Annotated in this window: 19 protein-coding genes and 1 tRNA gene; 4 read left to right on the top strand and 16 right to left on the bottom strand. The window is 46.7% G+C overall.

The genetic code is table 11. From position 1 onward, the window contains the following. Window positions 1-23: 23 nt before the first annotated feature. The 14 genes from DCCM_RS19805 to DCCM_RS02175 all read right to left on the bottom strand — a co-directional run bounded on the left by DCCM_RS19805 (window position 24) and on the right by DCCM_RS02175 (window position 13,966). The gene (locus tag DCCM_RS19805) at window positions 24-2,888 is read right to left on the bottom strand and encodes a flagellin N-terminal helical domain-containing protein (RefSeq protein ID WP_231702609.1); all 2,865 of its coding nucleotides are present in this window, start codon (window positions 2,886-2,888) and stop codon (window positions 24-26) included. A 133-nt stretch (window positions 2,889-3,021) separates the two neighbouring features. Next, the gene (gene csrA, locus DCCM_RS02235; RefSeq protein ID WP_104370833.1) at window positions 3,022-3,255 is read right to left on the bottom strand and encodes a carbon storage regulator CsrA; all 234 of its coding nucleotides are present in this window, start codon (window positions 3,253-3,255) and stop codon (window positions 3,022-3,024) included. Then, complete coding sequence (gene fliW, locus DCCM_RS02230; protein WP_104370832.1) at window positions 3,255-3,737, bottom strand: flagellar assembly protein FliW; 483 nt, start codon at window positions 3,735-3,737, stop codon at window positions 3,255-3,257. The genes csrA and fliW overlap by 1 nt, the downstream gene beginning before the upstream one ends. A 72-nt stretch (window positions 3,738-3,809) precedes the next feature. Then, window positions 3,810-4,142, bottom strand: a complete 333-nt coding sequence (locus tag DCCM_RS02225) for a hypothetical protein (RefSeq protein WP_104370831.1) — start codon at window positions 4,140-4,142, stop codon at window positions 3,810-3,812. A gap of 52 nt (window positions 4,143-4,194) precedes the next feature. Beyond that, window positions 4,195-5,448, bottom strand: coding sequence for a flagellar hook-associated protein FlgL (flgL, locus tag DCCM_RS02220; RefSeq protein WP_104370830.1), 1,254 nt, complete (start codon window positions 5,446-5,448; stop codon window positions 4,195-4,197). 39 nt (window positions 5,449-5,487) lie between these two features. Continuing rightward, window positions 5,488-6,960, bottom strand: coding sequence for a flagellar hook-associated protein FlgK (gene flgK, locus DCCM_RS02215; protein ID WP_104370829.1), 1,473 nt, complete (start codon window positions 6,958-6,960; stop codon window positions 5,488-5,490). A gap of 18 nt (window positions 6,961-6,978) precedes the next feature. Then, window positions 6,979-7,473, bottom strand: a complete 495-nt coding sequence (locus DCCM_RS02210; protein ID WP_104370828.1) for a flagellar protein FlgN — start codon at window positions 7,471-7,473, stop codon at window positions 6,979-6,981. 96 nt (window positions 7,474-7,569) lie between these two features. Beyond that, entirely contained in the window at window positions 7,570-7,866 is a 297-nt protein-coding gene (gene flgM / locus DCCM_RS02205) for a flagellar biosynthesis anti-sigma factor FlgM (RefSeq protein ID WP_104370827.1), read from the bottom strand. Between the two features lie 210 nt (window positions 7,867-8,076). After that, entirely contained in the window at window positions 8,077-8,508 is a 432-nt protein-coding gene (mntA, locus tag DCCM_RS02200; RefSeq protein WP_104370826.1) for a type VII toxin-antitoxin system MntA family adenylyltransferase antitoxin, read from the bottom strand. Between the two features lie 186 nt (window positions 8,509-8,694). Continuing rightward, window positions 8,695-9,759, bottom strand: coding sequence for a protein-glutamate methylesterase/protein-glutamine glutaminase (locus DCCM_RS02195; RefSeq protein WP_104370825.1), 1,065 nt, complete (start codon window positions 9,757-9,759; stop codon window positions 8,695-8,697). Continuing rightward, complete coding sequence (locus tag DCCM_RS02190) at window positions 9,746-11,854, bottom strand: chemotaxis protein CheA (RefSeq protein WP_104370824.1); 2,109 nt, start codon at window positions 11,852-11,854, stop codon at window positions 9,746-9,748. Before DCCM_RS02190 ends, DCCM_RS02195 begins: the two co-directional genes overlap by 14 nt. 14 nt (window positions 11,855-11,868) lie before the next feature. Next, window positions 11,869-12,351 carry a chemotaxis protein CheW gene (locus DCCM_RS02185; protein ID WP_104370823.1) on the bottom strand — a complete coding sequence of 161 codons (483 nt, stop codon included), beginning with the start codon at window positions 12,349-12,351 and terminating at the stop codon, window positions 11,869-11,871. 24 nt (window positions 12,352-12,375) lie between these two features. Continuing rightward, window positions 12,376-13,155, bottom strand: coding sequence for a flagellar motor protein (locus tag DCCM_RS02180; protein ID WP_104370822.1), 780 nt, complete (start codon window positions 13,153-13,155; stop codon window positions 12,376-12,378). A gap of 28 nt (window positions 13,156-13,183) precedes the next feature. Further along, window positions 13,184-13,966, bottom strand: coding sequence for a flagellar motor protein MotB (locus tag DCCM_RS02175; RefSeq protein WP_104370851.1), 783 nt, complete (start codon window positions 13,964-13,966; stop codon window positions 13,184-13,186). Window positions 13,967-14,302: 336 nt separating this feature from the next. Between DCCM_RS02175 and DCCM_RS02170 the strand changes: the two genes are divergently transcribed. From DCCM_RS02170 to DCCM_RS02155, 4 genes are all read left to right on the top strand, one after another. Next, a complete protein-coding gene (locus tag DCCM_RS02170) occupies window positions 14,303-15,040 on the top strand; it encodes a 2-phosphosulfolactate phosphatase (protein ID WP_104370821.1) in 738 nt (245 codons plus the stop codon). Between the two features lie 81 nt (window positions 15,041-15,121). Beyond that, window positions 15,122-15,196 (top strand) — tRNA-Val (locus DCCM_RS02165). Between the two features lie 156 nt (window positions 15,197-15,352). Then, window positions 15,353-16,267: a tyrosine-type recombinase/integrase gene (locus DCCM_RS02160; RefSeq protein ID WP_104370820.1), complete on the top strand. Its 915-nt coding sequence runs from the start codon at window positions 15,353-15,355 to the stop codon at window positions 16,265-16,267. A gap of 11 nt (window positions 16,268-16,278) precedes the next feature. Beyond that, the gene (locus DCCM_RS02155; RefSeq protein ID WP_104370819.1) at window positions 16,279-16,497 is read left to right on the top strand and encodes a hypothetical protein; all 219 of its coding nucleotides are present in this window, start codon (window positions 16,279-16,281) and stop codon (window positions 16,495-16,497) included. Between the two features lie 41 nt (window positions 16,498-16,538). Here the strand turns inward: DCCM_RS02155 and DCCM_RS02150 are convergent, their stop codons facing one another. Both DCCM_RS02150 and DCCM_RS02145 read right to left on the bottom strand, forming a co-directional pair. After that, entirely contained in the window at window positions 16,539-17,645 is a 1,107-nt protein-coding gene (locus tag DCCM_RS02150; protein ID WP_104370818.1) for an Ig-like domain-containing protein, read from the bottom strand. Between the two features lie 18 nt (window positions 17,646-17,663). Next, entirely contained in the window at window positions 17,664-18,020 is a 357-nt protein-coding gene (locus DCCM_RS02145; protein WP_231702608.1) for a hypothetical protein, read from the bottom strand. Window positions 18,021-18,154 lie beyond the last annotated feature (134 nt).

Below are 18,154 nucleotides of genomic sequence, written 5' to 3'. Positions count from 1 at the left end.
ATAGTGTCAATGGCATCACAGCATTACCTGAGAAGCTGCAATACTCCTTCGGGCTGCTGATTCGCCTGAGCCAGCATAGCCTGTGCCGCCTGCATGAGAATGTTGTTCTTGGTATACTCCATCATCTCTTTAGCCATATCCACATCACGAATACGAGACTCGGATGCAGTGAGGTTCTCAGATGACGTGTCAAGGTTGTTAATAGTGTGATCAAGACGGTTTTGGAAAGCACCGAGCTGTGAGCGCTGCGCAGACACTGTTTCAATGGCATCATTAATCACGCTTATCGCGGCTGAAGCCTTCTCCGATGTTGAAACATCAAGGGAATATTCCACATTTGTATTTGTTGTGCCGTTTGTTACATTCGCCGATGCAACATAGCTGGCAACCGTGCCGTTCTTGGCTGTTGCTGTATCATATGTTCCGTCGCCGCTCACACCGATAGCCTTGGAACGCATGTCAGCTACAGTAATGGTCATGCTCTGACCGGAGTTTGCACCCACCTGGAACGTGGCAGTGTAATCACCCTGGTCTGTGGTTCTGATCTTCATATCCGGAGCTGTTGCAGAGGTGAAGCCATCCTTTTGCACCAGCTTAAGCTTGCCATCATCCACTGAAGCAGTATATTTTTCACCCAGGGTTTTGTTCTTATTGATGGCTTCAACAAGATTTGAAAGCTGTCCTTCAGCAGAAGTTGCTTCCTTCATCGCGGTGCCGTCATCATAACCAGTGTGAGCAACCTTGTCGGATATAACTATTTCCTCACCGTCAATAATGAACTTGGCACCGGCTTGCTGTAATTCACCGGTATCTACCGAGTAGACGCCGTTGGTTCCAGTAGCCCGCAAAGTAATATCAGCGCTGTCCATGTCCTCGCCCGTTGGAGCTTTTTCAGTAAGAGTTATCTTTGTAGGCGTTGTTGAATTGATGGAGGCCGTGTAAGCAGCCTTCAGGGTGCTTAAGCTAATGGCGTCCATAAGACCGGTGGCCTGGCCGCCGAGATCGCCGCCAGCCACGCTGAACTCGCCTTTTGTGGCATCGGCAACGCCGTCAACAGCTTTAAACTTCTGTCCCTTGATATCAACTACATCCCCCGCCGCAAATGCCTGCGTCACCTCAAAGCTGTATACGCCCTTTGACTCCTCAGTTCCGCCTACAAAGGTTCCTGTGCCCTGAACTATATTGTTGCCAACCGTGGAAGTATCCCAGTTACCCAAAGCAGAAACGGTTATCTTTTTAAGATCAACTTCTGTTTGGGGTTTGCCCGCGGCTTGATCAGCAGCGCTTTGCGTGAGCTTGATAATACCGTCCAAACCTACTCCCAGTTGATGCAATTGCTCCTGTATCTTTTCCGCCGTGTTCTTGCTGGCAGTCTTATTGGCAAGCTGGATTTTAATCTCAAAACTCTCAATATTGCTGGTAACGACTGTAACCTTCAACGTATCAGGATTCGCGGATGTATTCTGGACAATTGTTATTTTGTCAAAATTTCTGCCTGACGCATTTGATAACACCAGTTTGTCGTTTGTGCCGTACCCAGCCACGGTCACGTTCTCCAACCCGACACCGGTCGCCTGTGCGGCCTTCTCAGTAAGTATGAGGGTCGCATTGGTTACCGTTACGGTATAGTGATTCTTTAATTCGGCGTCCGCCTCTATAGCGGCTTTCAGACTGGTAAGCTGTGTGTTGGCGTCCACAACAGAGTTGGCTGCGTTTGCTATATCGAACTCGTGATTTGCAGCCACTGCATTTTGCAGAGTTGCTTTAAAGGTTCTGCCAGCTATGGTAATTGTATCTCCCGCTTCATTAAATACGTCCTTCAGTTCAAACTTATATACACCTTTAACTTCATTTTTCCCACCGGAGAAGGTACCGGTTTCACCATCCGTGGTCAGGTTGACCACTTCCGACTCAGAACCGGCAGGCTGAAGAACCTCTAGTTTAACTCCGTTAGCTGCAGCGCCAGTTATATTGTTTATCGTGGCTGCAGTAGCATTAAGCAGTAAATTATTAATCTCATTGTACAACTGGCCCCTGTTCTGCGCTCTTGATGTCCCGTCAGCATTCTTGCCTATTGTTATGGTCATAGTGTTTGTTGTGGAATCAATCTTTGAAACGCCGCCGATAGTTGTGCCTTGGATAACTTTTATAGCCTTGCTATTTGCGTCGTTAAGATTGGTGCCCATAACTGTATTCAAGGTGGTACCAGTAGCACTGATAGACAATTGGATTGTTATACCGTTTGAGAGGGATACCGAACTCCTTAAGCCTTTCACGCTGTCAGTGCTAGCGCTAACAGTGGATACCTTGGCAGTCGCCTCGCTGGTGCCTGCCTGAACGCTGGCTTCCGATTCGGAGGCCACTACGCTGTTTTTATCCACTGAAAGTGATGTCAAAGCGCCTGCAAGTACACCCTCAGCGCCAGCGGTAATGGTGGTTTTTAATGCATCGGAAGTAACGGCGGGAGTTATTATCCCTTTGAGCAGAGACTGGGTGTTGAATTCTGTGGTGTTGCCGATACGGTTGATTTCAGAGGTTAACTGGTTGATTTCCTTTTGGATCTCGTCACGGTCAATGCTTACGTTGGTGTCGTTGGAGGCCTGGGTGGCCAACTCACGCATCCTCTGCAGAATGCTGTGGGTCTCGTTCAGGGCACCCTCAGCGGTCTGAATCAAGGAAATGCCGTCCTGGGCGTTGCGGGAAGCCTGATCCAAGCCGCGGATCTGGGCGCGCATCTTCTCACTGATGGCCAGACCTGCCGCGTCGTCACCGGCCCGGTTGATGCGCAGTCCGGATGAAAGCTTCTCCAGCGACCTGGACCCGATGCTGGTGTTGTTGCTCAGCTGGCGATAGGTGTTGAGAGCTGCGATGTTGTGGTTGATTCTCATTTTTCTTCCTCCCTGAAATATTTGTTCACCGCATCCATGCGGTGATTTATAGGGAATCCGGTCGGCCGCCCGGATTCTTTCCCTGCAATATATATCGGCATTTTACGAGACAGATTTAGACTAAAAAATATATTTATTTCTTTTTCGACATGATATTCATAAGCATTTCCGCTGCGGATTTACCGGTGGAAACTGCGGTAATGTTTTCATCTGTCACGGATTTATACAGTTCGCTCCTTAATATAATTGTGTCCTTGGGAGCCTCTATTCCTATTTTTACCACATCGTCCTTAATTTCCAGTATTACAACCGAAATATTATCCCCCAGCATAATGCCCTGATTTTTTTTGCGGGTGAGCACCAGCATTATTTCCCCTCCCCGCCTGAAACATTACACTTTTTCTTTTCACTGGAGGAATTCATGTCCGGAAAAAGCCTGTGTCTGGTAGTGTAGGGCAAACCATTCAAAATGATCTGCCTGGCCCGGCTTGTGCGGGTGTTAATAATCACCGGGGCCAGCAGGTTGGCGGTGGTCAGTGCAGGGTCATCCCCGGGAATGGTTACCACGGCTATTACCAGCACCTGCGCCTGCTCTGTTATTTCCAGTTCCTCCAGGTCCGGGCCGGGGATTTCAAAGGAATAGTCTATAAAATATTTAAAGGGGTCAATTACCAGCAGGGCCACCCCGGGGTTCTCCACAGCCTGCAGCCAGTGTATGTCTTCCAGGCCTTCCACCGGCAGTAAAAAAAACCGTCTTACATTTTCAAAACCGGGTATTCCCCGGGGAAAGGTTATTATTTTTTCTTCTTTAATTTCCAGATTTCCGAAACGGGTAGTCTCTATTTTCATTTCCGCCCTCCCGTGATAAAGGTTTAAACTATTTAAGGTGACCTGTCCGGTCACCCCAAAATATCGGTTTCGTTACATATATTTATCCAGCAGAACCCCTTTTAACCCTGGAGGCATGTCTTTATCCGGGCTGTCTGAGTCTTTTGGCTTATCGCCTTCCTGGCGTTTTCCACCGGAGTCTTTGTTCTTTTTACCCTCTCCGGATGTTTCTTTGTTTCGGAGGTAACCTTCCAATTCCGCGGATTTATTTGGGTGAAGCACCGGTTTATTAAGCTCCAAACCCTGTTTTTGCGATTGAAGCAGTTCCTGTTCCAGGGTGGGTTTTAGCCTGATCTGCTCTTGCTGTCTGGCTGCGACGGCATCCTGGGCTGCCTGGGCATTATGCCCCCCGGAGCCTATTTTCATTTCCTCCTCCTCCCCACCAATATATAATTAATCTTCTTATTGCAAGCTCACACTAGCGGAGAAAGTCCAGCAGGCTCAACTGCATCATACTTGCTCCCGAAGCCAGGGAAGCATTATATGCAAGATTCTGCTCGGCATACTCTATTGTCAGCTTTTCCATATCAGCGCCTTCTATATTGTTTAAATTAGCTTTAAGGGCAACTTCCTGGTCCAGCAACTGCGCCTGAATACCCTCGAAGTGATTGGTGCGGGCTCCTATGGCCACACGGTACTGAAGCGCCTGGTCATTTTTCTGGTCCAATTCATCAATGCTTTTCTGCAAGCCGTCGGTGTCATTATTACTGAGCCTGTCCCTCAGGGCAAATAGAACATCAAAAATTCCCTTGTCAATTTCAGACTTGCCGGTATCCGCAGGGTCATAAACCACACCGCTGTCATCCACATTCCCGAAGACTCCAAGCTTCCCGAAACTTAAATTATATTCCGACCCGTCGGCAGAATTACTAAAATCAATATCAAGTCCGTCAAGCACGTCACCGGCTGTTCCCAACTCGTCAAATGTCATGGTTACGTTATCATAATCTGTCTCCACGGGGTTTTCGGGATCAGTTAAATCCTGAATTTTTCCGTTTATCGTAACCGTTCCGGACACAGCATCAACTTTTACACTTAATACGCCAACTATGTTTGTATTGGTTTGCCTGCTGGTAACCTCCGGTTTTTCGGAAGCCAGCGCTTCATTATTCACACCGTCAATCTCTACGCCGGTGGTAACGCCCGGCGCGTCAATCCTATAATCCTTGCCTGGGGACACTTCTCTGTACAAGCCTTCGAAGTTTCCTTTGTAAATTATCTTGTCCCCCTCTCTTTCAAAGGGAGCCGCATTGTTGTCCGTTCCCGCGTATATATATTTATCACCTACGGATGAGTTGGCCAGGTCTACAATCTGATCAATCATTTTATCTATTTGGGTGGCTACTGCCGCCCGGTCATCAGGATTATAAGTATCATTGGCCGCCTGAAGGGCATATTCACTGGCCTTTTTCAAAATATCCCCTATGGTGCCCAGGGCTGTATCATTCATGCCCAGGTAGGATAACCCGTCGTCAATGTTTTTACTATACTGCTCATTATAGGAAAGGGTATTCTTTATTGATAAAAGTGAACCCATCGCATTTGGGTTGTCGCTGGGCCGCAAAACCTTTTTAGTGGAAGCTAGTTGCTCCTGGCTGCGGGCCAGCCTGCTTAAATTCCCCTGAATACTGTTTATTACATTGTTGGTAATATATCTGTTGCTGATTCGCATAAATACCCTCCCGCCCTAAAAATAATCCTCAATACCCTTTTAGAACAACTTGTTTATTATTACATCCAGCATGCTGTCTATTGTAGTTATCATCCTGGAGGATGCCTGAAAACCATATTGAAACTGAAGCATTTTGGTTAATTCCTCGTCTATGGATACGCCGGACACGGAATCCCTCAAGGCGGCGATTTGATCCCTGATGGCGGACTGGGTGGCTGCCATGTCGTCGGCTCCCTTTGCCGCGCCGCCCACCTCCGTGATTAAAATCCCAAAATATTCCTCCAGTGTGCAGGGTTTTGTCAGTGGCGGAATCTCTATTTCCGATGACCTAACGTTGGCATTGTTCTTGGCCTTGTCGCCATCCAGTTGAGAAGGGTCGTTTATCAGGCTTGGTATCACATTGAAGTCACCATTTACCAGGTCGCCCTGGAAAAAATAATTGGTGCTGTCCGCCATAATGTTGTCCCTCAGGGTAATGGCAAAGTTGTTTAATTTATCCTTAAATCCGACAATCTGCTGCCTGGCCGCCTCCACTCCCAGCAGAGAACCGCCGCTTACAATATTATCGGAATCGCTTAAATCCTCCTGATTGGTCAAATCCACCGTCTTTAACTCGGTGCCGTCAGGGTCGGAAAACACAAGTTCGATTGTATCATCGGTGTCATCATCATCGGTTCCGCCGTCATTATAATTAAGGCTCAGCGTTACCGGCTGAAACTCCGGATCCTCGGAATTAACAACCTCCTGCCCCATAAAGCTGACCTGCAGCTCGCCGTTCGGCTTTCCGCCGGTATATCCGTAGGTGACCTTTACCGGGCCGAACTCGGCCAGTTGCTCCAGCAGCGCATCACGTTTATCCATCAGGTCATTGGGCTGCTGTCCCAGATCATAAATTTTCTTAATGGCTTCGGTCAAGTCATTAATCTGGGTTAAAACGTCATTGGCGCTGTCCACCTGTTCCTTTATAATGCCTCCAACCACCTCCGGGGTATCATCCACAGAGACAACCGAATTCTGTATTTCCTTCAACTGGCTGTATGTATAGGACATCAAATTCGCCAACCCGTCTCCAACCTCAACAACCGCCGCTTTGACACCAGGGTCCTGGGGCGTATTATTCAGGTCCATCCAGGCTTTGAAGAAATCAACCAGCAGGTCGTCTATACCGTCGGTATCAGGCTCGGAGAAGGAGGATTCGGCCCTTTGCAGGATGGATATCTGATCCTCCCAGTAGGTGGTGTCGGTGGCGGACCTGTATACATTTTGCTGCAGATGCTCGTCGGTAATCCGGCGGATCATATTTACCATGGAGCCCGTGCCCAGCTGCCCCGGGGTGACGGCGCTGTCCATGGTGGGATTTGAAAAGGGATCGGTGGCAGTAATCATTACCTCCTGCCTGGAGTAACCCGGGGTGCTGGCGTTGGCCAGGTTGTGCCCGGTGGTGTCCAGGCTCCTCTGGTGCACCATTATTCCCCTTCTACCTGTTTCAAGACCTAGCCATGTTCCCGGCATATAATAATACCACCTGTCTTAAATAGTTTTGTTTAAAACCGAGCTGGTGCTTCTTTCATTTTTAAATACCCCGCTGCCCGCATAGGTGTTGGTATCGCTTGGGGCGATTATATTAAGGAACCGCGAGGTAAACTGCAGCCCCCTGGCGGCCAGCGCCTGGTTGATATCGTTAATCGCCGACAATTCTTCTATTTTATCCTTTATTTCAGCGGCGAGCGGTTTAAGTCTGGATATAGACGGTGATTCACCCGCCCCGGCCAAAATATCGGATAGCCGCGCCTGCCGGTTAAGTCCCAACTCCTCCGCTAATTCGTGCTGAAGCTTTTCTCTTTGTTTATCCTGCCTATGCAGTGTCCCGGACACCTCTTCCAGTCTCATCACCGCGGCCACCATGCCTGGGGGATTATTTTTCCTGAGGGCGGCATTATGCTCCTTGGCCGCCGGCAGCATATCCGCCAAGGTTGCATTTTGTTGTTCCAGCACGTCAATAAGCTCTTGTAATAAATTTTCCATATATCATCCCTGCCGTAATATTCTTGTCCCGGTCAACCCTGCCGAAAAAAATTCGGCAAAACCAAACAAGGCGGGTTTCGGCCCGCCTTTCAATTACTACACTTCCTCGTCAAGAAGCCTCTCCCTGATTATACCTTCGGCAATTTTTCCGGCATCGGGTTTGTAGGCGCCTTTATTAATCTGTGACTTAATATCCTCGACCAGATCTTCCCTCACCAGGGGCATATCCTTTAAAACGGCCTTGAATGTTTGCAGTGCCTTGCCTTCCTGGGATATCTGCAAGGTATCCCCGCCTGGCGAAGCCCCTGCGCCGCTTCTTTGCAGTTTATCCTTATTTGCGCCGGCCCTGTACAGCCTGGTTATATCCGCGGGGCCGTAACCGAATATTTTCATCTCTACCGACCTTCTTCAGTGTATCTTATTTCTAAAATCGGCAGAGCATTATAAAACTTTATATCATTTTTACAATTTCCTGGGCAATATCATAGAGCGGCGGCACCTTTTCCGCCGCGCCTCCGGAGTCAGGCCCATAGTCGCTCTGCCCTTTTATATAACCTCACCATGTAAAAATTGACCATGTTGGGCATTTCAACCATTGTTGTTTCACCCCTTGAACTCTTGCAATATGTTTTTGTCCCTTGCTTTGTAAAGAGGCAGCAAATCAAAATATTTCCGGCGGGATCCAACTTCAAAGTTTATTCGTGCCGGCCTGTCGTTTTCCAGCAGTAATTGACCTGTCTTAAGTATTTGATGCTGAAGTACCAAAGGGACTTTGGTAATATCCACCACGTCGAATGACCGGCCTGTTTCTTTTTCCAGTTCCATTCCGGCAGTCAGGATCAAGTCAAAGCGCTGTATTTTATTTTTTATTTTCTCATCTAATAATACGGCAATATCGATGTCGCTATTTTTTTGCATCAGGTTTTTGGCTGCGGAACCGAAAAGATAAACGGCCAGGACATGCTGCTTACCGGTAAAGTATTTAATTATGATATAAAAGATGTTTTTCATGTCGGCAGATGTAATAACGTCCATATTGCACCTTCTTCCAGGCAATTTCCCTAATTATACCATTGCAGGTATGTGGGTGCAATTGACCGTAACAGCATTCAGATAACACGAAACGAAACAAGGACAATTATAGTGTTATGCCCAATAAACAAGAACAGCCTCGCGCGCGAATCAATTCACAGGAGGCTGCTTCCCATTTATTTTCATTACTTATATCATTTTTACAATTTCCTGGGCAATATCATAGAGCGGCAGCACCTTTTCCGCCGCTCCGATTTCATAAGCAGCCTTGGGCATGCCGTACACCACGCAGGTGCTTTCCGCCTCGGCAATGGTATGCCCCCTGCGCTGCCTTATTTCCAGCATGCCTTTTGCCCCGTCCCTCCCCATGCCGGTGAGAAGAACCCCCATGCAACCAGCGCCGCAGGTTTGAGCCGCCGACGACATAACCACATCCACCGACGGCCTGAACCCCCCCGGCGGCACGGGACCTTTTCCGGGGTCCAGGTTTACCGTGAGTGCCCCCGGCCTTCCCCTGAAGGTGAGGTCGTAGCCTGCCGGAGCCACCAGCACAGTTCCGGGAGTCACCGGATCTCCCTGGGCCGCGTGTTTCACCTTTAATTTTGACTTTCTGTCCAGGTGCTCCGACATGGGCCCAGAAAATCCCACCGGTATGTGCTGCACTATGACCACTCCCGCCGAAAGGGTGGTCGGCAAGACCGGAACCAGTTGCTGCAGGGCGGCGGGCCCGCCGGTGGAGGACCCGATAACCACCAACCCCACTTTCCCACCGGTCCTGGGTTGGTGACCGGTTGGGGTGATAACCGGCGCAACCGGCCTGATGGGAGAAATCGCCTTTCTCTGGGCGACTCTGCGCAAGGAAGCCTGGGCGGCCGCCCTTAATTTAAATTTAAGGTCCGCCACCATGGCTTCCATTTCTCCCGGTTTGGTGGGTTTGGATACGAAATCCACGGCCCCCAGGGAAAGCGCCCGCATGGTTTCCCTGGCCCCTTCGTAGGTAAGGGCGCTTAACATTACCACCGGTATGGGACGCTGCTTCATAATGGTGCTCAGGGTTGTAAGACCGTCCATAACCGGCATTTCCACGTCCAGGGTCACCACATCCGGACGAAGGTTAATTATTTTTTTAATGGCCTCTTCACCGTTGGAGGCCGTGTCTATTACCTGGAACTCCCCATCAACCTCCAGAAAGCGGGTGATCAGGCGCCTCATCAGGGCCGAATCATCCACCACCAGAACCTTAATTGGCGGCATAGGCAAGCTCCTCGGTGCCCAACTCTTTAACCAGTCCCCTGGCGTCCACTATCAGAGCCACCCGTCCGTCCCCAAGTATTGTGGCTCCGGAAAGCCCGGTAATCTGCCCGAGGTAATTGCCCAGCGACTTAATGACTATCTCCTGCTCGCCTATTAACCTGTGCACAACCACACCTATCCTGCGCTCCGCCGAGCCCAGGATTACCACATAAAGCCTTTCTTCATCCGCCTCTTCCATCTGGTATATGTTGGACAGGCGGACCAGGGGCAGCACTCTCCCCCGCACCACTATAACTTCATTGTGGCGGATAAGTTTAATTTCCTCCCGCTTTATGGCCAGGGTTTCCTGGACATTGGTGAGCGGGAAGGCATAAACCTGCTCGCCCAGACTCACCATTAACGCCCTGATAATAGCCAGGGTAAGGGGCAGCTTGATGTAGAAAGTGGTGCCCCGGCCAACGGAGGTGTCCAGTTCAACAGTGCCGTTTATTTGCTCTATTTGGTTTCTCACTATATCCATACCCACGCCCCGGCCGGAAACATCGCTTACCACCTGGGCGGTGGAAAATCCCGGGGCCATGATCAGTTCCAGGGCCTCGCGGTCGCTCATCCGGGCGGCGGCTTCCCCGGTGATTATCCCCTTTTTAACGGCGGTTGCCTTTAATTTGGCCGCGTCCATGCCCCGCCCGTCGTCTTCCAGGGTTATGACGATGTGGCTTTCCACGTAGGAAGCCTTTAATTTTACCCGGCCGGTCCGGGGTTTGCCTAGGGCAACCCTTTCCTCGGGGGGCTCAATTCCATGGTCGATGGCGTTCCTGATTAGGTGAATAAGGGGATCGCCGATTATTTCAATAACGTTACGGTCCAGTTCCGTTTCCTGGCCTTCCACGATAAAGTCGATTTCCCTGCCCAATTTTTGAGCTATATCCCGCACCATCCTGGGCAAACGGTTAAAAACGGTTGCCACGGGAAGCATCCTGGCCTTCATTATTTCATCCTGAAGGTCGGTGGTAACCTGCCCCAAATGATTGGAAATTTCCAGTATATTCTCGGCCAAATCATCCGAACCGTACTTGCCCTCAAATATCTCCGAAAAACGGTCCAGCCTGGTGCGGTCAATAACCAGTTCCCCCACCAGGTTCATCAGGGAATCAAGCTTCTGCACATCCACCCGGACGGTTTTAATGGTGGTCTTTTCCATATGGGGGGCGGCCGCCTTTTTAATATCCCCGGAATCCTTCCGGGTCTCGTTTACCTCGGCGGCTTGCTGCCCAAAATTATTCTCGACGGCGGTGTCACCGTCGGCAACATGCCCGTTTATTTCCAGGGGCACTACCTCAACCCTGCTTATTTCAGCTATTGACATGAGCAGGTTGGTTATTTCCCCCTGGTCTTCCTTGGTAAACAGCACCAGGGTGAATCCCTGGTCGTATTTGCCGTCTTGCAAATCCTCCGCCGAAGGAATGCTCCTGATGATATCCCCCACCTGCTGCAGGGATTCAAACACCAGAAAGGCCCGAACATTTTTCATCTGGGTGCCCGGGTCCACCTCAATGTTTATTTTATAAGCCTGGTAGCCTCTTACCTCGGCTTCTCTTACCATATTCTCAAGAATATCGTCTATCTGAAGCATATCTTTAAAAGTCCCGTCAGGCTGTTCAGACACAACCGGTCCGGCGGGGGCGGGGGTTTCCGCTGCTGCCGGAGCGCAGCCGCCGGTTTCCCCAAGACAGGATTTTATTTTTTGAATAACCGGTGCCTCGTCCACCTCTCCGGCATCCCCGGTTATTTCATCCTTCAGGGCTTTAAGAGTGTCCAGCGCCTCAAACAGTATGTCCACCATGGGAGTTGTCACCTTCATAGTTCCCTGGCGCAGGCGGTCAAACAGGTTTTCTATTTCATGCGTAAGCCGGGACATTTTCTCGTAGCCCATCACCGCCGACGATCCTTTTATGGTGTGGGCCGCCCGGAATATCTCCTGGATAACCGCCGGACTTTCACCGTCCTTCTCCAGCAACAGCACATTATCATTTATCAGCTGAATTTTCTCTTCCAGTTCCTCCATGAATACCATCATTTCAACGTCGCTGAACATACTGTCATCACCCCTTACACGTAACTTTTTAATGCATTCATGTCAAGTTGGTCAAGGGCCGTTTTTTCTTCCTCCCGCAGCACCCTGGCCAATTCCAGCAGAATTATCATGCGCTGGTCAAACAGAGCTACCCCCCTGATAAATTCCATATTGCCGATCATCGGCGGCGGAGGCTCAATACAGGACACGGGAAATCTTAATACCTCGGAAACGGAATCAACAATCATTCCCACCGTGCTTTCCCCGGCCTCCACTATGATAATCCGGGATGATGAAGTGATTTCCGACGCCTCCAGCCCGAACCACCTGGCAAGATCCATTACAGGCACTATGCGGCCCCTGAGATTAATAATGCCTTCAATAAAGTGAGGGGTACCCGGCACCTGCACAATGGACTCCATGCGAATTATTTCCAGCACTGAATCAATATCAATACCGTAAGTCTGCTCCCGCAGATAAAAAACCACGGCCTGTTCTTCATTTCTATTGTCAGCCATCTTTTACCCCCCAATAACTATGTATTATTCCTCTTCCTCTTCTTTGCTCCTATTACGGGCGGACGGGTTTAAAAACGCCGTAAGCCTTTCCCTGATCAGTATCGGATTGTAGCCGGCCTGCAGGGAAACAATCCCCTCCACCATAAGCTCTCTTAAAAGCACTTCTTTTTTGCTGATATTGCCCAACCTGGCGGCCATTGGTAGAAAGACCACGTTGGCGCTGCCTATTCCGTAAAAAGTGGCCATGAACGCCACGGCAATGGCGGAAGCAAGGCCGTTGGGGTCGGACACGCTTCCCAATACGTGCACCAGTCCCATAACCGTGCCTATAATTCCCATGGTGGGCGCGTAACCACCGGCGGCCTCAAAAATCTGTATGCCGGCGTGATGCCTTTCCTCAATGGAATAAAGCTCCACATCCATTATGCTTCTAACCAGTTCGGGGTCTGTTCCGTCCACAACCAGTTGAATACCTTTCCGCAAAAAAGGATCATGAACTTCATTCAGGCGGTTCTCCAGAAACAGCAGGCCCTCCCGCCTGGCCTCATCCGCCAGCCCCACTATCAGGTCGATGATCTCGGCGGGATCCTGGGATTTGGCCTGGAGCGCCACCCTAAAAAGGGTGGGAATGTTTTTTATTTCATTAAATGTAAAACTAAAGAATGTACACCCGGCGGTCCCCCCGAAAACAATCAGCGCGGCACTGGGTTTAAAAAGCGAGGACAGGTGTCCGCCGTCCCACAGAAAACCCCCTGCCAGGGAAAATACAGCCACTAAAAAGGCGACAATCATTGTAGCTTCCATACAGATAATCCTTTCCCTTATCTATTCCTTACCTAACTGCCTGACTATTGTTAAATTCCTCAGCCGGTACGATCCTCGCTGATTCGGGCTCCGTCATGATAAATTTGTTTCTCATGATAACTATATTGACGCGCCTGTTAAGCTGCCGGTTATCGCTGGATATGTTCGGCGCCCTTGGCCTGAACTCCCCGTAAGCCGCCGCGGAAAGCCGCTGGGGCAGTATATCGAAGCCTTTTTCCAATTCCCTCAATACATTGATGGCTCTGGCGGCTGAAAGCTCCCAGTTGGAAGGGTACTGCCTGGTATTGATGGGCAGGTCGTCGGTATGCCCCTCTATCCGCATATAATTGGGAACGGTTTCCAATATAGGCCCTATTTTGTGTATGATTCCCCTCGCGGAAGGGGTTAATTCGGCTGATCCAAGATTGAACAACACTTCCTCCTGGAAGGAAAGCACTATTCCTCTCTCCTCGGTGCTGACAGACACTTTCTTATCAAGCTGCGCCTTGGTTATATACTCCTGAAGCTGCTGCTTTAATTTTTCCAGTTGCGCGGTTTCCGCTGAAGTATGGATAGTCTCCGGCTGTGACAATCCCTCCACCATGGAAGGACCGGGTGCGTCAAGCACCATACCACCCGCCCCCAGCGCCTGGGTAAGTGAATTTGAAAGCACCCTCCATTTTTCCACATCTATCTTGCTCATGGTGTATAATACAATAAAAAAAATGAGCAAGAGTGTAATCATGTCTGAGTATGTCAGCAACCAGCGTTCCGAATTATCCTTTTTTTGTTTTTTCGAAGAACGCTTCAAACGCCGGGCGCCCCCTCCCTGTTTTGCTAAATATTGCAGAATAATACCTTTATATGCAATATTCGACTTCAAAGGAAAACTTCCTTCAATATGCCTGAAAAATTCTTTTTTTTGCCAATACCTTGCCACATTTTGTTATCTTTAAATTAATTTAAAGTTATCTTTAAACTTTTGTTTGCTATGTGCTAGCAATGCTTTCCCTAATCCTGCACCAATATGTATAATAGATTAGTGGATATACGCCGGGACATTCCTTCGCGAGTTTTTGTTTAAAATTAAAAAAGAATTAAGATAGTCCACAAAGGTGTGTCCCCGGACCTGTTTGGAGGATAACACATGTTAATAGAAGTAATTGCGGCCGCGAAACATATACCTGACCATGATTTAACCGGAAAAACCGCAGTGGTATTTGATGTGCTCAGAGCCACCAGCACCATAACCACAGCGCTGGCCAACGGATGTTTGGGAATTTTTCCGGTGGTTTCCGTGGAGGAAGCCCGGTCGCTGGCGGCGGAGCCCCAGAAAAAAATAAACAACGCTCATCCGGGGATAATGTTGCTGGCGGGAGAGCGGGGAGGACAGAAGATACCCTTTTTCCCCCACGGCAACTCGCCTCTGGAATATACACCACAGGTGGTTACCGGCAATTACCTGGTGCTTACCACCTCCAACGGCACCAGGGCCATCAGTGGGGCCGCCAGGGCGTCCGACATTTTTATAGCCGGCATGTTGAACGCAAAGGCAACCGCCCTGGCAGCGGCAAAAAAAGGCAAGGACATTGTACTCATCTGTGCCGGCACCGCGGATAAATTTTCCCTGGAGGACACCCTGGCGGCCGGATTTGTGATACAGGAACTGCTGCAGCTAAAACCCTCGCTTGCCGATTCAGCCACGGGAGCCCTGCGCATCGCCCAGCATTACGCCCGGGAACCGATCAGAGCATTTTACGATTCCCGGCACGGACAAAAACTTTTACGGCTTGGCCTTGAGGAAGACATTAAATGGTGCGCCAGGTTAAACATGTATGACTTCACCAGCCGGTATAAAGATGGAAAAATTGAATTATATAGATGACATGTACATATTTTTATGACCGTTCACCCTTGCTTTTAGGGAATATTTATGTTAACATGACTATTGCAAGTTGATAGTCGCGGGGGCGTAGCTCAGCGGGAGAGCGCTTGACTCACATTCAAGAGGCCGCTGGTTCGAAACCAGCCGTCCCCACCAGACCTACAGCGACAAGGGATTCAGGGTTTTTACTCTGAATCCTTTTTTATTTTGACAACTTAATTTCATGTTTTAAAATTGCTCCATTTTTTAACCTCTTAACTCACGAATCAAATTGTCAATTTACCACAAAAAAATTTTAAGGAGTGGTACAAATTGACAAACCAAGAATTGGTAAATTACTTCCTGATGTATCAAGAAACAAAAAATCTCTCTAAAAATTCCATTGACTGGTACAAGACAATGCTAGACAAATTTCTTACCTTTTGCAAGGAGAATAAAGTTTCAATTACTTCAATGGGAGTCCCACATGCAAGGGGTTATGTCCACTGGTTACAAAATTGTAAAAGCAAATTAGGAAAAAAATATGCTGACAATGGCATCAACGGCTATATACGTGCGATAAAAGTTATGTTCAACTATCTTATGGAAGATGAATACATTGAGAAAAATCCATTTGCCAAGGTTCGGCAAATAAAAACGGATAAAGTTATTATCCAGACGTTTGAACTCGAGGAAGTTAAAAAAATGCTGACTCAATTAAAAAGAAATGTCTATGCAGATTTAAGGTCTGCCCTACTAATCAGGATTCTTTTTGATTGTGGCCTGAGAATCTCGGAGGCAAGAAATTTAAAAATTGCTGACATTGACACCGAAAGAAATGTTTTAAAAGTTTTTGGCAAAGGCCATAAGGAGAGAAAGGTTCCCTTTGGCAGAAGTGTCAAACGTGAGATATTAAAATTTCTTGCCAAACGTGAAAAATCTGTCCCCAAGGATTTAGACGAAGGTTATCTATTTAGTACACGGATGGGCACTCCCTTAACAAACAGAAATGTTCTGAGAAAAATTCAAATAGTAGGCAAAAAAGCAAAAATTGAAGGTAAACGCTTGTCGCCTCACACTTTTAGGCATACTTTCGCAAAAATGTATTTAATGCAAGGTGGAGATTTATTTAGTTTACAGCAGATTATGGGCCATACTGACTTAGCCACAACCAGACAATATGTCCACCTTCTTACAGAAGATATTCAGAAAAAACATCGTCAATTCAGCCCCTTGGATAATCTATAGGGGGTGAAAATATGAATATCGTTTATGGTTATGGCAAAACAATCCTCTGTAAACAACCTATTGTTGGAAAATGGTATGATCATATACAATGTGATATTTCACGTAAATATAAAGTTTTAAGCGCAGGATTAAGCGAAAGTGAATATGAAATGATTGTATCCGCTAAAGAATTATGTTCTGATTGTCCATGTAATTACGGTAAAGTTTCAATGTACTGGAAGAAAGAATAAAAATAAAAGGGGTAGGCCAAAAACCTACTCCTTTTTATTCTCTAAAATAGATTCTTTAATTTAATATTTTCTTTCCTAATCATATCACCTGTGCTAGTATCCTGTGCAACTAACGAAATATAATAAGTTGCTGAATTTGCTTTTATTGAACATTGAGTATTACTAATAACTGTTAATGTTGCTATACTACTATTGCCCAAATAATCAATAGAAAAATTAAATACTGCATTGGGGTCTGCTGTCCCATTAACTAGTTTGCTTGCAGTATAATTTTGACTGTATCCCTTGACAATCTCACTTGCACCTGTAAGAGTATATGTAATAGTTTCAGGAATTTCTACTTCTTCAACAGTAATAGAAATTGAATCATTGACGGTAGCATCAAATTCTAATTGAACGATTATATTTACATTACCAATTGAAATAGGAGTAACTAAACCATTAGAATCTACTGTAGCCACCGATTCATCACTTGAACTAAAAATCATTGGTAAAGGTTCAGTCAAAACAGTTTCCCCATTTTTTTGCTCAACATCTAACTGTACGGGTGTATTAGTATTAGTTGTCAATGGTTTCGTATTAGTAATTATAATAGAATAATCAGGAAATACTTGTGCTTCTGCTGAGAATTCCATTTTAAGAATTAATAAGCCGAATTTACTAATATCATCAACATTTACAACTTTATAGTTATATTTTGAGATTTTGTAAATATCATTAACCTTAATATTACTATTAAAGGAATCATTGGCAATTAGAATATAAATAGTAGTATCTAAAGTCATTAAATATTGACTAGCATCAACATTTAAACTAGCACCATCTGTAACAATACAAGGAACATTATATAAAATACCTGAAATATTTACGGTTAAATTATTATTGCACTTTTGCATTATGCCCTTATATTTATTGTATCTCATGCCATTGACTTCAGAGATAATAAGCCATTTTTTATTATTATAATCAATCAAAAAACCACGCTCAATATTTGTGAGTGTGGTTATCTTTTTGTTGTCTGTAGATTCGTTTAAATTGGTATTTGTTATCAATGCCCTTGCAGGGATATTATTAATATATATATCTTGACCTAAATTATCCAATATGTATTGAAAATCATTATCATTTGGTTGGAGTAAATTGAACAATAAGTAATCCTCCTTTCTCTAACTACTAAACATATAGAAGAAACTGGCTCCATCCTCATAAATTTTTTCGTCATTGGGTATCTCTCTAATTTTTCGTTCTAATTGGTCAATCCTTGCCATTAGATTTTCATGGAATTGGGAGACAGTAATATCATCCTGCTTGTATGACTTCATTAGTTGTGGCTGATTAGCAATGGATTCCAGAATTGATAAAGCCGTTTTTAGGATATTCCGCTTATTAGTGTTGCTGGCAGGATTATAAACAGTAATTGAATCAAGGTCATTTTCCTGTAAATAAATTTCCAGTTCATTAGGGGTTAGGGTTATCCCTTTTGTTTCAAGTTGTAAACGTTCTAAATTTGTCAGCGGTGACACCTCCTTAAAATTGAGAAATAAAAAAGGTATTATTAGTAGTCATCAACAAATATTATTTAATTATCATTTAACTTTCATTATAGATTCCCTATCTTAACATAAAAATAAAAGGGAGTAGCAATCCACTACTCCCC

Origin of the sequence: Desulfocucumis palustris, assembly GCF_002933875.1 — a bacterium.
Classification (GTDB): domain Bacteria; phylum Bacillota; class Desulfotomaculia; order Desulfotomaculales; family Desulfocucumaceae; genus Desulfocucumis; species Desulfocucumis palustris.
The sequence above is the reverse complement of the archived record's forward strand: the minus strand, read 5'-3'. Positions and strand labels throughout refer to the sequence as shown.